Here is a 13,432-nt window from a genome sequence, read left to right as displayed (position 1 = left end):
ACCGATGGAAAAAAGGGAACCGGGTCAGCGGTATCCAGGTATCAGGGTACGATCTTTGAGATTGGGATCTCGAGGATATCTTCTGCCCCGCACTCCTTGAGCCTGGGGATGAGCTGGTTGACCGCATTTTTCTGGACTACGGTCTGGATGCTGTAATAATCAATGCCGTGCAGCCGGCTTATCGTGGGTTTTTTCATGGCCGGCAGCGCGGCGATCAGGCGCTCCATGGCATGGGTCGGTACGTTCATGGTCAGGAGCACCTTGTGTCTCGCTTCAATCACACCGAAGAGCAGGGTCTTTATCTCCTCGATCTCCCGGCGCTTCCCGGGATCTGCCCAGCTCTCCCTGTTGGCAATAATGACCGTGTGGGACTCCATGATCTGGCCGATGATCTTGAGCCCGTTCTTGCGCAGCGTTGTCCCCGTTTCGGTGAGGTCGACGACCACATCCATCAGGTCGGGCACTTTCGCCTCCGATGCCCCGTACGAGTGGAAGAGCTGGACGGGGATGTTCAGCCGCTCAAAAAACTTTCTCGTGAGTTCCGGGTATTCCGTCGTAACCCGGCTGTCCGGGCGGATCCGGCTGACATCGTCGACCGGCTCGTCGCGGTGGACCGCCACGACGATCTTGACGTTCCCTTCGCCGGTCTTGCTGTACGAAAGGTCGGCCACTTCCACAACATCGGACCCGGTCTCGTGTACCCAGTCGAGCCCGGAGATGCCAAGGTCAAAATACCCTTTTTCCACGTAGGTCGGGATCTCCTGCGGGCGGAGGATCTTGATCTTGCCGATGCGGCTGTCAGCGATGCGGGGGTTGTAATCGCGGTCCGTGCGCCTGACCTCGAGGTCCGCCTCCCTGAAGAGCTGGAGTGTCTGGGCCTCGAGGCTGCCCTTGGGAAGTGCGATGGTGATCATACCGTAAAATATTCTCCGTAAAAAACGTTAAAGGAATAGGTAGGCGGGTCACCCGAACGTATGGATGACCAGCCCGCTCAGGAGCTTGGGCTCGAACCAGGTCGACTTCGGGGGCATTACGCCACCGGCGTCGGCAATGGAAAGGACCGTCCCGACCCTGACCGGCTGCATCGCAAACGCGAGCACACATTCCCCCTTATCCACAAGTCTTTCGAGATCAGCGACCGGCCTCGCCCCTCCGAGGTACTGGAGGCGGGCATCCCCGCGGGGATCGGTGATGCCGAGTATCCCCTCAAGGACGTATTTCTGGAGGACGGCCACGTCCAGGAGATCGAGCGGTGCCGCCCCTTTCTCCAGTGACCGGGTGCATTCGTACCATTGGCCGGCAAGGTACATATGCATGACATGGTAGTGCTCCGGACGTTTGATCTTCGGCGGGATGTTGTACCCGCTGCCCTTGACCGCGCCATAGGGCCGGATCTCAAAATATTTTTTCAGTTCCATTACAAATGACTCGTGCGTAAGCGGGCCAAGGTCCAGAAGCAACCGGCTGTAGCCATGGATCTTTACGCGGTCGTGGGCAAAGATGACCCCCATGAACCGACAGGCCTCGTCGTCCGGTGTCCCCCCGGCAGCGAGAATGCGGTCGGCAACGTTGACTGCTGCTTTTGCCCGGTGGTGCCCGTCCGCAATATACAGGAATGGCAATGCTGAGAACTGACGTTCGAGCCGGGTGAGTACCTTGTCATCCGTAATCCGGAACACCTGGTGGAGTGCTCCCTGACCGGTCCGCACTTCGGCCACGGGGCCGTCCGCGGCTGCGACCTGCGATTCGATGAACGAGAAGATATCATCATGGTTCCGGTAGAGCAGCACGACCGGGCCGTTGTGTGTCCTTGTGGCTTCGATATGCCGGGTCCTGTCTTCTTCCTTGTCATACCGCGTCAATTCGTGCCTGCGGATAATGTTGTTCCGGTAATCCTCCACATCCAGGCAGCAGCAGAGCCCGAGAAATGTGTCGCCGTCCTGCTGCACACGGTAGATGTACATGCCGGGGATAGGATCTTTGTTTATGCGTCCGTCGTGTTCCAGCGCCAGGAAATTGTCGCGCGCCCGCTGGTACACACGCTCGTCATGGGGAGAGAGGTCGGGGAGTTCCGCGTCCGATCTGCTCACGCGCAGGAAGCTCTGCGGGTTTCTGACAATGATTGCACGAGCCTCATCCGCAGTCACGACATCGTACGGGACTGCCGCGATCTCCGATGCGGCAGATGGTTCGGGCCGCACTCCTGCAAAACGATAGATCTTCACCATACCAGACCCTGCCCCGCCAGGGAGAAGCTGACTTGCTCTCATAGTTGGGCGTGATCCCATATATAGCCAAAGACCTGAAACCCCTACCGGACCCGGCTTCCTGCAGGACAAATACTATGATTCCCGGGCGCTCATGAGTGGTACTGCTGAGGAGACCCCGATGATACGACCCCACGACCTTGCAACCTATTCCCTGCCGCAGATCCGGCGGGCAGTTCCTTCAGACATTGCGGCAATCGTGGCGATAGAGAAGGACTCCTTCATCGATCCCTGGGAGCAGTCCGTGTTCCTTGAAGCGCTCGCCTACTACCCCACCACGTATTTTGTCGCAGTCTGCGACGGGATGGTGGCAGGTTTTGTCGTGGGCGGACTCGAAGATACCGGGGAGAACATCTACGGGCACCTCTGCAATCTTGGCGTCAGCCCCCGGTACCGTCGCGGGGGAGTGGGGAAGCTGCTCGTGCGGCGGGTCGAGCACCAGTTTGCGCTGGAACTGGCAACCGGTATCCAGCTTGAAGTGCGGGTTTCCAACACGGCAGCGCAGAGATTCTACCGCAGTCTCGGTTACCGGGAAGTCTTCGGGATCGAGCACTATTACGCCAATGGGGAAGATGCCCTCGTCATGATGAAATGGTTCAGGTTCTGAGACAGGCCAATTGACCCGGAATACCCGGGCATCATTCTTCCTCCAATCCTGATTGCCTTATACACGCAAAACACCTTGCCGTGGTTTACACTGACAGGGATTATATTCAATCCCTGAAAGGCCTGGAGAGATTTTCCACTAAAAACGTTATCCCCGCCCCAGCTGCTGGTGGGCGCGGGCGAGGTGCTGGGCGGCCAGCGCACCCAGGAGGGAAAGTTCCCCGGCAAGGACTGCCGCGCCGATGATCTCGGCCAGTTTCTTTGCATTGGTGCCAGGCGGGGTCCCGCTGCCGGCAACGCCGAGCAGCTTCAGACACTCCGCCTGTGTTTCGACACCGGTCCCTCCCCCGACTGTACCGACCGGTAGGGAGGGGAGGGTGACAGCGACGTACACACCTGTATCGGTGAGGTCGACGGTGGTTATGCAGGTGCTGCCGTCAATGGCATGGGCAGCGTCCTGCCCGCAGGCGATAAACATCGCGGCCACGACATTTACGGCATGGGCATTGAACCCCATGGAGCCGGCCCGGGCTGAGCCGACGAAGTTCTTGCGGTAATTCACTTCAAAGAGGGTCCTGGCATCTGTTTTGAAGACCTGGCTGATAAGCTCGTGGGTGAGTGAGACGCCGGCCACGACGCTCCGCCCCCGGCCCAGGATGCCGTTGATAGCCGCAGGTTTCTTATCGGTACACATGTTTCCCGAGAGGGCGATGAGGCGCACACCGGTCCCCTGTGCGATCAGGTCGGCAACCTTCGCGCTCGCGATCGTGACCATGTTCATGCCCATCGCATCCTTGGTATCGAACTCGAGCCGCACGAAGACGCTCGTCCCTGCGACAAAGGTGACGATACCGGTCATTTTCCCGTGAGAGGTGGTGCTCTCGGCCGCGACCCTGAGTTCATCGCGGTGGACGGTGACCCAGTCACAGACCTGAGCTGCGTGGCCGACACTGTCCGCGGCAAAGACCGGTGCCCGCGTCATCCCGTCGTGCAGGATGCGCACTTCGGCGCCCCCGGCTTTTGAGATGGCGCTGCACCCCCGGTTCACCGATGCGACGAGCGCTCCTTCAGTCGTCGCAAGCGGCAGGTAAAACCGGCCGGACGCATACCCGCCGTTCACAATCACCGGCCCGGCGACCCCTACCGGCACCTGCACGGTCCCGATCATGTTCTCGCAGTTCCGCTTTACGACGCGGTCGACGTCGATCGAGAAGATGCCGATATTCTCAAGCGGTGTCCCGGTCTCCTGTTCCATGAACTCCCGACGTACGCGGATCGCGTCGATCGGAGAGAGTTCCTTCTCCAGCTCGTAGAGCTTGAGCGACCCGTCTTTGAGCCGGGTGAGTATGGTAGTATCCCTGTCCCTGTCGTGACCTGACTTTGCACCGCTGCCAGCTCCAGAGCGGCGCTCCGCATCATCAGCCATGAATAATGGTTAGCACGTATACTGTTATGATACACGTGGTCAGGATGACGGTCTCACAGTGGGGCATCCGGGTGCCGGCACGGAAAGGGGAGGAGATGCGGCAGGCGCTGATTCGCGAGGGCGCGCTCGACGCCTCGCTCAGGGTGCTGCGGGACGGAGAATCGCTCATTCTGCCAGTCCTCGAAAACCGCGAAAGTGCGGAATGGTGTGAGTTCGAGGCGCATCCAGACCGTGAACCTCTTCCCCGCCACGAACTGGTAGGTGGGATCGCGATCATGCAGGAAAAGGACCCCGAGGGAGCGGAGAAACTGCTTGCATCGCGCCCTTCGCTCCACACGGTGGTCTTTGCCAGAGGTGAGGTGAGCGGTGAGTACCGCACCCGCGAGTTCACGGTACTTGCGGGAATGCCGACCACCCGGACAGAGATAACCGAGCACGGGCACCGGTTCGCGGTTGACTTTGCCGGTGCCTATTTCTCCGCCCGGCTCTCCACCGAGCGCCAGCGCATCCTTGCCAAGGTGCAGAGGGGAGAAACAATCCTCGATATGTTCGCCGGTGTCGGGCCGTTTGCGATCACGCTGGCAAAGGCCGCGTCCCTTGTTGTGGCTTCAGATCTCAATCCGAAGGCGATCGGGCTGATGCTGGAGAATGTCGCACAGAACCGGATAAAGAATGTACTCCCGATGCTCGCAGATGCACGGCGGCTGGGCGGTATCCTGCCATGGAAGTTCGACCGGATCGTGATGAACCTGCCCCTTGCCGGCACGGAATTTTTGCCGGAAGCGTTTCTGCTCTGCCGGCCCGGTGGAACCATTCATTTCTACTCGCTGGTGTCGCAGGAAGGGGAGCATGCGGCCAGGATCCGGGAACTTGGCGGGGAGATTCTCGCAGAGCGGGTAGTGCGGTCGTACTCGCCAGGGCAGTGGCACGCGGTGTATGATATCGAAGTAAAAAACGAGTGATCATATGTGGTATCTCAGTGTGAGATTGTGATTTCCGACGCGCAAAACGCCTCGAAGCCTGATGGCTTCTCAAATCAGTCCTCGCTGTGCGACGACTGATGCTCGCCGGGTTTTGCGCTACTCATTACCTTTTGTCCGAACTCTCGCTATTGGGGGAGCCCACGCGACGGGGACGAAGTCCGAATGGTTCATCAGAACCATGAGGATGAGAAGAACTCGTCAGAGTTCTTCGAAGCGGATACGGGGTCACCTCTCCTGGGAGAGAGACTCACGACGGAGAAGTCCCCACTCCTGTTGGGCGGTGGCTTATCACTGAGTTCCCCTGTCAGAGATCGTGATCGGGAGCGTCTGGACAGGAGACCTGTTCGCGGGCACATCGGCCGGAAAAATCCTGGGGCACCCCGGGCCTTCAGCGATAAAAAAAGGTTTACTCCACCGGTACGAACTTCGTGCCATAGTGGATGATGCCGCTCTCGCCATCCGTGGCGATCCGGCGGAATACGCCCCTGACCTTCATGCCGATCTTCGCATCTTTCGGGTCGCAGATGATCTGGGTCGTCATCCGGGGGCCTTCGTCGAGCTTGATGATGGCGAGCACGTACGGCCCGGGGGAGGCGAACTGGTCGGGGGCTGTCTGGATGATGGTATAGGTCACCACGGTCCCCTTCCCGGAGAACTTGTGATCCACGATCTTCCCGGTCCTGCGGCAGTCGGGGCAGAATGTCCTCGGGGGGAAGAAGTGCCGCCCACAGGTCTCACACTTCGTACCGACCAGGTTGTACCGCTGCGGGATCTTTCTCCAGAATCGTGCGACGGTCATGTTATACCCTCCCGAGGATATGTACAGCAACCGTTGCACCGGTGCCGCCAACGTTGTGGGTCATGCCGACCTTTGCGCCTTCGATCTGGCGCCTGCCTGCATCGCCGCGGAGCTGCTGGACGATCTCGTACACCTGCTTGATACCGGTCGCGCCGACCGGGTGGCCGCAGGCCTTGAGCCCGCCGCTCGTGTTGACCGGGATCTTCCCGCCAAGCGCGGTCTCGCCGTCAGCGGTGAACTTCCCTGCCGTTCCTTTCCTGCAGAACCCGAGGTCCTCGATTGCACAGATCTCCGCGATCGAGAAGCAGTCGTGGACTTCCACCATGTCGATGTCCTTGTGCGTCAGCTTCGCCATCCTGAAGGCCCTCTGCCCTGCGGCAACGGTTGCGTCCAGAGTCGAGATATCGCGCCGGTCATGGAGCGCGATGGAGTCGCTTGCCTGTGCCGTGGCCAGCACCTTGATCGGCGTGTCGGTGAACTCCCGTGCCCGTTCGAGCGGTGCGACGATGACGGCTGCCGCCCCATCAGTAATGGGCGAGCAGTCGAAGAGCCGGAGCGGTTCGGCAACCATGGTGGACTTCAGCACGGTCTCGAGCGTGATCTCCTGCTGGAACTGGGCGATCGGGTTGCGTGCCCCATTGAAGTGATTCTTCACCGCGACCTGTGCGAGCTGCTCGCGGGTCAGGGGGTAGCGGTGCATGTAGTCCTGGGCGATCATCGCGTAAAGCCCCGGGAACGTTGCCCCGACAAACCCTTCCCACTCGCGGTCCGCTGCACCGGTAAGGGCATCGGTGCTTGCACCGGGCTCGACATCGGTCATCTTCTCGACTCCCGCTGCCACCACGATGTCTTCCATGCCGCTTGCGACCGCGATCACCGCCTGCCGGAAGGCGAGCCCGCCGGAAGCACAGGCAGCTTCGACACGGGTCGAGGCGATATGGTTGGTGGTCAGACCGGCATAGTCCGCGATCAGGGCACCGATGTGCTCCTGCTCGATGAAGCGGCCCGCACTCATATTACCGACATACATTGCGTCTATCTTCTCGCCTGAGAGCTGGGCATCCTCGAGCGCAAGGGCCCCGGCCTCGACAAAGAGGTCGCGGAACGAGCTCTCCCATTTCTCACCGAACGTGGTACAACCCGCCCCGATAACTGCTACGTCTCTCATGATTGCATCACGATCTTTCCCTTGTGTTTCGCATACCGTGCATAGTCGAGGTAGATAGGATTTTTCAGCAGCTGCTCGACGCCCGGTGCGGCATCGCGCCGGAACGTGTCCGACAGGATTGCATCCGTCACTTCGATATCGAACGCGTCGCTCCCGGCACCCGACCCGAACGAGCAGACAAAGATAGTCTCGCCCGGTTTTGCGATGTCAAGCGTGGCCGCAAGGCCGATGGGTGAGGCACCGGAATAGGTGTTGCCCAGGTAAGGGACAACAAGCCCCGGCTTGATCTGTTCGGGCTTGAACCCGAGGGTCTTTGCCACCTTCTGCGGGAACTTCGCGTTGGGCTGGTGGAAGACCGCGTAGGTATAGTCCTTCGGAGTCTTTCCCGTCTGCTGGAAAAGCAGCCTGCTCGCCCCCTCTACGTGCTTGAAGTACCCCGGATCACCGGTGAACCTGCCGCCGTGGCGCGGATAGTCCTGCCCCTCGCGGCGCCAGAAGTCCGGCGTGTCGCTCGTGAACGAACAGGTGTGGTGGATGGTCGCGATCGGGTCGTCACGCCCGATCACGAAGGCCGCCCCGCCCGCTGCCGCCGTGTACTCAAGGGCATCGCTCGGTGCACCCTGCGAGACATCGGAGCCAATCGCGAGCCCGTAGGTGATCATCCTGCTCTTCACCAGGCCCATACAGGTCTGGATGGCCGCAGTACCCGCCTTGCAGGCAAACTCGTAATCCGCAGCGGTCATGTTGGGTGTTGCGCCGATCGCTTCACCCACCGTACACGCGGTCGGTTTCACCGCGTAGGGATGCGATTCGCTCCCTACGTACACAGCACCAATCTCGTCCGGGCTGACCTTTCTGCGGAGCAGTGCATTGCGTGCCGCCTCGACGGCGATGGTCGCAGCGTCCTCATCAAGATCCGGGACGGATTTTTCGAAAACCCCCAGGCCCCCGGAGATGTCCGAGGCATTCGCGCCCCAGACCCGTGCGATCTCTTCGACCTTGATGCGGTATCTCGGTATATATACACCGTAGGTAATGATGCCTACCATTCTTTTTCCCTCAGGGTACTCACGATCTTGTCGATATCCATGCCCGTACACATGACGGTGATGCGGTCCTTCTCTGCCATCTTCTCCACGATCGGGTGGACGTCGGCAGCGTCAATTCCCTGCAGCACCACGCAGCGCGGCTTGAAAGGGGTGACGCGGATCGCGACCATCGGTGATTTTCCGGTCGAGACGTTGGTGAAGACCAGCGCCCGCTCCGTGCTCCAGCCATAAATGCGGTTGAACTCGTCCGAAGAGAGCTGCATGATCGCGTTCAGGCTGTTTATCACCGTATAGCCGAAGATGACCTTATCCATAGACCCGCAGAGCAGCGTGCATCCGATCGCGCCAGTAAAATCTTTCAGCGGGACCGGTTCCGCGTACTCGTGGAGGTCGTAGATCACGTCATCGTCAACATTCGAAAAGAGCATGGTTGAAAATTTCTGGATGTGTTTACCGCCGGTCTCCTCGTCAATGGCAAGGAGCGTGTCGACAATCTTGCCGACTACGGCAGTACCGGGACTTTTTCTTCTGCCGCTTTCATAATCGCTGATGACAGATGGCGAGACACCCAGGCGGTCCGACAGGACGCCGGGGGCGATCTCAAAGTTCATGCGCCATTTCTTCAGCGCATGTCCCGGTGAGTCCGACAGCGTGATCTCACCTGCCATCTTCTCGGCAAGCTGGTTCCGCAATCCGGATTTCATGCTCAATAAGATGCACCCGTGATGTTAAATAATTAACGAACAGGATTTCGACAGTGAACGAATCACGACGGAGGTCTGACCGGAGGGCAACCCATAAATAATAAGCATCTCAATTTTGATAAGCATGATACCAGCGGAGGATCTCCAGTGTCTCAAGGCGATTGCCCTGGGGGGCGGGTGCAGGGGGCCGGTCTTTGTCTCTACCCAGAGCATCGGCGAGATGCTCGCGATCAGCCAGCAGACCGCATCGCGCAGGCTGAAAGGTCTTGAAACACAGGGTTTTATAACCCGGACGATGGCCGCAGACGGCCAGCATGTCACCCTGACCCGTCATGGGGAGGAGGAGCTCCGGAAGGAATTCCAGGACTACTGCCGGATCTTCTCGGATCACACGAAAGGATATACGCTGAGCGGAACGGTCGTCAGCGGCATCGGTGAAGGGAAATATTACATGAGCCTCCCGGCGTACAAAGAGCAGTTCAACACTCACCTCGGGTTCGTCCCGTACCCGGGCACCCTGAATATCCGTCTCTCTCCGGCGAGTGTCCCGGTGCGCAAGAAGATCGATGCCCTCAACTGGGTGAGGATCAAGGGGTTCTCGACCGACGGCCGTACCTTCGGCGACGCCCGGTGCCTCCCGTGCCGGATCGGAGACATCTCCTGCGGGATAGTCGTGCCCGGCAGGACCCATTATCCCGAGGACATCATCGAAGTAATCGCGCCCATCGCATTGCGCCGCAGGCTCGGGGTCGGGGACACGGACAACGTGAGCGTCGAGGTGGGGCAGTGATCGATGATGCGCTTGCAGCGCTCCGCGAGGGGAAGTTCATCCTTCTCTACGATTTCGACGATCGAGAAGGAGAAACGGACTTTGCGATCCGCTCGGATGCTGTGACCCCGAAGGATATCGTCCGGATGCGCAAGGATGGCGGCGGCCTGATCTGTACGGCTGTCCACCCGATCGCTGCCCAGCGCCTCGGGCTGCCATTCGCGAGCGACGCCCTCAGGGCAATTGCCGTTGCAGAACGTGAGGGCGACATCCCCTACGACCGGAAGAACCACTCGTCGTTCTCGCTCTGGGTCAATCACCGGAACACCTTCACCGGCATCACCGACCGGGACCGGGCGCTGACCGTGAACGCTATTGCCGAGCAGGTCAAGCGTGCCCTCAATGGCGGCGGCGTGAACTTCCACGAGACCTTCCGGACCCCGGGCCACATGGCACTCCTGCGCGCGGCGGACGGGCTCCTCGATGTGCGGCGGGGCCAGACCGAGCTCTCGATCGCAATGGCAGACATGGCGGGCATCACGCCGTCAGTCACGATCTGCGAGATGCTGGACGACGAGTCCGGCTATGCCCTCTCCAAAGCGGATGCGAAACTCTATGGCCGTAAGCACGGGTTCGTGTTTATCGAGGGACCGGAAGTGCTGGAGCGGTGGGAAGCTGAGAAAGGCAGGAAGAACACCTGCTGATGCTGACCCTTTTACTCTTACCCTCTACGATTCCTTTCTGCAAAATCCCGGATAAATCCGGTCATGCCCGGGCGGGATCATGATAAAGAACGTCCGGTAAAAATTTTTCATCCGCGATCGGAGGGTGTAAGTTAACCAACCGATATTCGGATAATTATCCTACAATCGGTTGTACAAACTAACAGCAGAATTTTTCTCCGGCGTGGACTGCCGGTCCTGTTCCGGATTTTTTCCAAAAGATCGCGATCGAAAAATTTCTGAACATTTTCCCAATCGCGAAAAGATTTTCCGGAATTTATCACAAAAGAGATTTAAAAAATTTGCTCTGTAGAAATCCTGTAAGTGTCTTTTTTTGTTAACCAATTGAAGAGACTATGAGGGTGACCCCCTCTCTCCCCCAGAGGGGGAGGCAGCCCAAGGGGTGGATCCCCTTGACCCCCGTTTTATTCTTCCCGTATTCTAGGACTTTCTCGATGACCTTCTGAGTGACTATCACTAAGGGGGGATGCCCTCGCGGCGGGGGCGGAGTCTGAAGGGTCTATCAGGACCCAGAAGACGAGAAGAACTCATCAGAGTTCTTCGAGGCATCAGATGCCGTAGCCCCCAAGAGCGTCAGAATATTGTTCCAATGATCACTCCAGAGCCAAAAATTATATCTTGATCTGGGCCAGCGCATCGTAGGCCATCTTCCGGAAGACTGCCGGATCGATGGTGGGATACTGCTCCTTTGCCTTGATAACATCCGGCGCAGTGCCTGCCTTGGAGGCATCAACCCTGTCAAGGGTGCATTCGGCAGCGTCGAGCACCCAGAGGTCCCGCGTGTCCTTGTCAACGACCGTGATGGACTCGACCCTCACTGAGACGAGGACGGAACCATCCGGCTTCTGGTACAGGTTGGGCTTCCCGATAACCGCCACAAAGGCCGGGGCCTCCACTTTTGCCAGCTGCTGCATCGCTTCCGGCTGGTAACTCCCTGCCATGATGAAGAAGGTCCCGGTGGGATCGACCACACGGCCCCGGTAGAAGATGTTCTGTTCACCCTGCCGCTGCTTCTCGGTCAGCGTCCCGACAAGAAATATGCGGTTGGACCGTTCCCCTGTTGGCAGGAGCACGAAGGTCGGGCTCTTCTCGTCTTCGCCGTCTTTGAACTGGTAACGGCATTCCCGCAGCTCGCCGGCAAAGACACGCCGTGCCGGTTCGCGTTCAAACGCTCCCTCCTTCCGTCCCGTATCGCGGGGGTTCGCGCTCATGGGGCACCACCGGCCCGGTTCAGCAAAGCCGCATGTTCACCGCTCTCGAATTTCACGCGTTCGCATTTGTTGACGAGAATGCGGTTATCGATCTCCCGCCCGTGACAGATGACGTAACGCCCGAGCACCTCATCCCGCATCCGCAGGAAGACCTCGTCCATCCCGAGCGGGTTGTTCTCCGCGATCTCCTTTGCCGCATCGAGGCCGATGCCGGTGAGAGACTCCACCACGTCCCGCTGGAGCAGGATGTTGTGCGTCTTCTCACCATCGTCGAGCCACCCTTTGATCCGGAGGTCGTACACGAAATTCGGCTGGATCTCGTGGACCGGGCAGTAGTTCTGGCGCGAGAGGGCCCGGTTGCAGCCTTCCACCGGGCAGCGCTTGATAATACCGGAGCCGGGTGCGATATGGACAATGGAACCCCGCACAGCCGACTCTCCGCCACTGACCGGGATGTCCGCATCCTCCTGCATGATGGTGGCCGTGTTCAGGTTCAGGGAGAGCCTGCCGTTGAACTCGTCCACCTGTGCATAGAAGATATTGTACACGGAGCCAACGGCGAGTTTCTCCTTGCCCGGCTCTTTCCACATCACGAACTTGATCGTGCCGCTCTCATCGCCCAGCAGCCCGGACTGGAGCATACGCTCATGGCTCGCGTCCCATTCCTGGATCACCTTGGCGCGGACTCCGCCGATCCCCGGGTGAAGATCTTTGATTGGAACCGGTGTGGGGATGAGTGCCCGGTCCTCGCCGATCTCCTTGATTGTGGTGCCGGAATGGATCTTCAGGTTTGGGACACCCTTGTATTCGTCCACCACCGCAGACTCGATCCGGTACCATGACCCTTCGGTCATGGCCGGGGCATTTGCCTTGGCCCATGCAACGAAACGGATCGCACCGGACTCATCGGCAATGATCCCGCTCTGGGCAATGGCCGGGGAAGCTGGCGCGGAGAGGGCGACCACCTTGCCCTCAAAAGTCACCCACTCGCCGGGCGCTGCCCTGGCGATGGTCTTCTCCTCGGTCCCGCCCCCGCTCCTGCCACCAGAACCGGATCCGGCAAGAGGTACATTGTACTCCTTGGCAAGTTCGTTCGTTACACTGCGCTCCGCCTCAGACGGCTGGACGCCGAATTCCTGTACAAGCCTGCGGAGCTTGCCCTCGATCTTCTTCGGATCTGCGGGCTGTCCGTCTTTTGAGAACTTTCGGGAGATTCTTTCTGCTGCTTCGGAAAAATCCATACTCATACATCTCCAGTTATTCGTGCGGTGTTATCCTGACTATATAGGGTCAGTATGTGTAGTGAAAGTGTCGGAATGAATTTTGCATCGCCGCTATGGTGAAGTTTATCTCACCCTACGCAGACTAAGAACGGTATGGCAGAAATTACCGCAGACAGTACCATTTACGATCTTCTCAAGGCAAAACCCGATGCGACCGAGGCCCTGTTCAAGTTCGGCATGGGCTGTGTCGGCTGTGCTATTGCCCGGGGCGAGACGATACGGGAAGCAGCAGAGGCACACGGCATCCCGCTTCCCGAGCTCCTCAAGGCACTCGATGTCAAAGAGTGAAGAGCTCACTCTTTTTTATCGTGCAGTAAAACCGCACGAAATAGAAGAATACATTGACCTTTTTCTTGTATCTGTGCTCCAGATGTCGCACAGAATCAAAGAGTGAATAGTGATTGCTCTTTTCACCAGGCCCCTG

General features: G+C 59.0%; 14 protein-coding genes. 5 read left to right on the top strand and 9 right to left on the bottom strand.

What is annotated here, in order from left to right; genetic code table 11:
* Positions 1-41: 41 nt before the first annotated feature.
* Positions 42-914, bottom strand: a complete 873-nt coding sequence (gene hisG / locus ABSB80_RS02155) for an ATP phosphoribosyltransferase (RefSeq protein ID WP_428367687.1) — start codon at positions 912-914, stop codon at positions 42-44.
* Between the two features lie 48 nt (positions 915-962).
* Positions 963-2,228 (bottom strand): DUF1015 domain-containing protein, encoded by a 1,266-nt coding sequence (locus ABSB80_RS02150; protein WP_428367685.1) that lies wholly within the window; start codon positions 2,226-2,228, stop codon positions 963-965.
* Positions 2,229-2,388: 160 nt separating this feature from the next.
* Between ABSB80_RS02150 and rimI the strand changes: the two genes are divergently transcribed.
* On the top strand, positions 2,389-2,874 hold the full coding sequence (gene rimI / locus ABSB80_RS02145; RefSeq protein WP_428367683.1) for a ribosomal protein S18-alanine N-acetyltransferase: 486 nt from the start codon (positions 2,389-2,391) through the stop codon (positions 2,872-2,874).
* Between the two features lie 147 nt (positions 2,875-3,021).
* On the opposite strand, the gene hmgA is transcribed toward rimI, so the two are convergent.
* A complete protein-coding gene (gene hmgA, locus ABSB80_RS02140) occupies positions 3,022-4,299 on the bottom strand; it encodes a hydroxymethylglutaryl-CoA reductase (NADPH) (protein WP_428367681.1) in 1,278 nt (425 codons plus the stop codon).
* Positions 4,300-4,343: 44 nt separating this feature from the next.
* Here hmgA and ABSB80_RS02135 point away from each other — a divergent pair, with 44 nt between their 5' ends.
* Complete coding sequence (locus ABSB80_RS02135) at positions 4,344-5,261, top strand: class I SAM-dependent methyltransferase (protein WP_428367679.1); 918 nt, start codon at positions 4,344-4,346, stop codon at positions 5,259-5,261.
* A gap of 427 nt (positions 5,262-5,688) precedes the next feature.
* On the opposite strand, the gene ABSB80_RS02130 is transcribed toward ABSB80_RS02135, so the two are convergent.
* From ABSB80_RS02130 to ABSB80_RS02115, 4 genes are read right to left on the bottom strand one after another with little or no spacing between them, the layout of a single operon-like run.
* Complete coding sequence (locus ABSB80_RS02130) at positions 5,689-6,081, bottom strand: Zn-ribbon domain-containing OB-fold protein (protein WP_428367677.1); 393 nt, start codon at positions 6,079-6,081, stop codon at positions 5,689-5,691.
* Position 6,082: 1 nt separating this feature from the next.
* Positions 6,083-7,249, bottom strand: a complete 1,167-nt coding sequence (locus tag ABSB80_RS02125; RefSeq protein WP_428367675.1) for an acetyl-CoA acetyltransferase — start codon at positions 7,247-7,249, stop codon at positions 6,083-6,085.
* Positions 7,246-8,298, bottom strand: coding sequence for a hydroxymethylglutaryl-CoA synthase (locus tag ABSB80_RS02120; RefSeq protein ID WP_428367673.1), 1,053 nt, complete (start codon positions 8,296-8,298; stop codon positions 7,246-7,248). The genes ABSB80_RS02125 and ABSB80_RS02120 overlap by 4 nt, the downstream gene beginning before the upstream one ends.
* On the bottom strand, positions 8,292-9,002 hold the full coding sequence (locus tag ABSB80_RS02115) for a helix-turn-helix domain-containing protein (RefSeq protein WP_428367671.1): 711 nt from the start codon (positions 9,000-9,002) through the stop codon (positions 8,292-8,294). The genes ABSB80_RS02120 and ABSB80_RS02115 overlap by 7 nt, the downstream gene beginning before the upstream one ends.
* A gap of 124 nt (positions 9,003-9,126) precedes the next feature.
* Here ABSB80_RS02115 and ABSB80_RS02110 point away from each other — a divergent pair, with 124 nt between their 5' ends.
* Together ABSB80_RS02110 and ribB are read left to right on the top strand one after the other, a co-directional pair.
* Positions 9,127-9,792: a DUF120 domain-containing protein gene (locus ABSB80_RS02110; protein ID WP_428367669.1), complete on the top strand. Its 666-nt coding sequence runs from the start codon at positions 9,127-9,129 to the stop codon at positions 9,790-9,792.
* Positions 9,789-10,475 (top strand): 3,4-dihydroxy-2-butanone-4-phosphate synthase, encoded by a 687-nt coding sequence (gene ribB / locus ABSB80_RS02105; RefSeq protein WP_428367667.1) that lies wholly within the window; start codon positions 9,789-9,791, stop codon positions 10,473-10,475. The genes ABSB80_RS02110 and ribB overlap by 4 nt, the downstream gene beginning before the upstream one ends.
* 650 nt (positions 10,476-11,125) lie before the next feature.
* Here ribB and ABSB80_RS02100 read toward each other — a convergent pair.
* Positions 11,126-11,725, bottom strand: coding sequence for an RPA family protein (locus ABSB80_RS02100; RefSeq protein WP_428367665.1), 600 nt, complete (start codon positions 11,723-11,725; stop codon positions 11,126-11,128).
* Positions 11,722-12,966 (bottom strand): nucleotide-binding protein, encoded by a 1,245-nt coding sequence (locus tag ABSB80_RS02095; protein ID WP_428367989.1) that lies wholly within the window; start codon positions 12,964-12,966, stop codon positions 11,722-11,724. The genes ABSB80_RS02100 and ABSB80_RS02095 overlap by 4 nt, the downstream gene beginning before the upstream one ends.
* A 135-nt stretch (positions 12,967-13,101) precedes the next feature.
* On the opposite strand from ABSB80_RS02095, the gene ABSB80_RS02090 reads away from it, so the two are divergent.
* Complete coding sequence (locus ABSB80_RS02090; protein WP_428367663.1) at positions 13,102-13,296, top strand: DUF1858 domain-containing protein; 195 nt, start codon at positions 13,102-13,104, stop codon at positions 13,294-13,296.
* Positions 13,297-13,432 lie beyond the last annotated feature (136 nt).

This window comes from Methanoregula sp., from assembly GCF_050010295.1.
Classification (GTDB): domain Archaea; phylum Halobacteriota; class Methanomicrobia; order Methanomicrobiales; family Methanospirillaceae; genus Methanoregula.
This window is presented reverse-complemented; position numbering and strand designations above follow the sequence as displayed.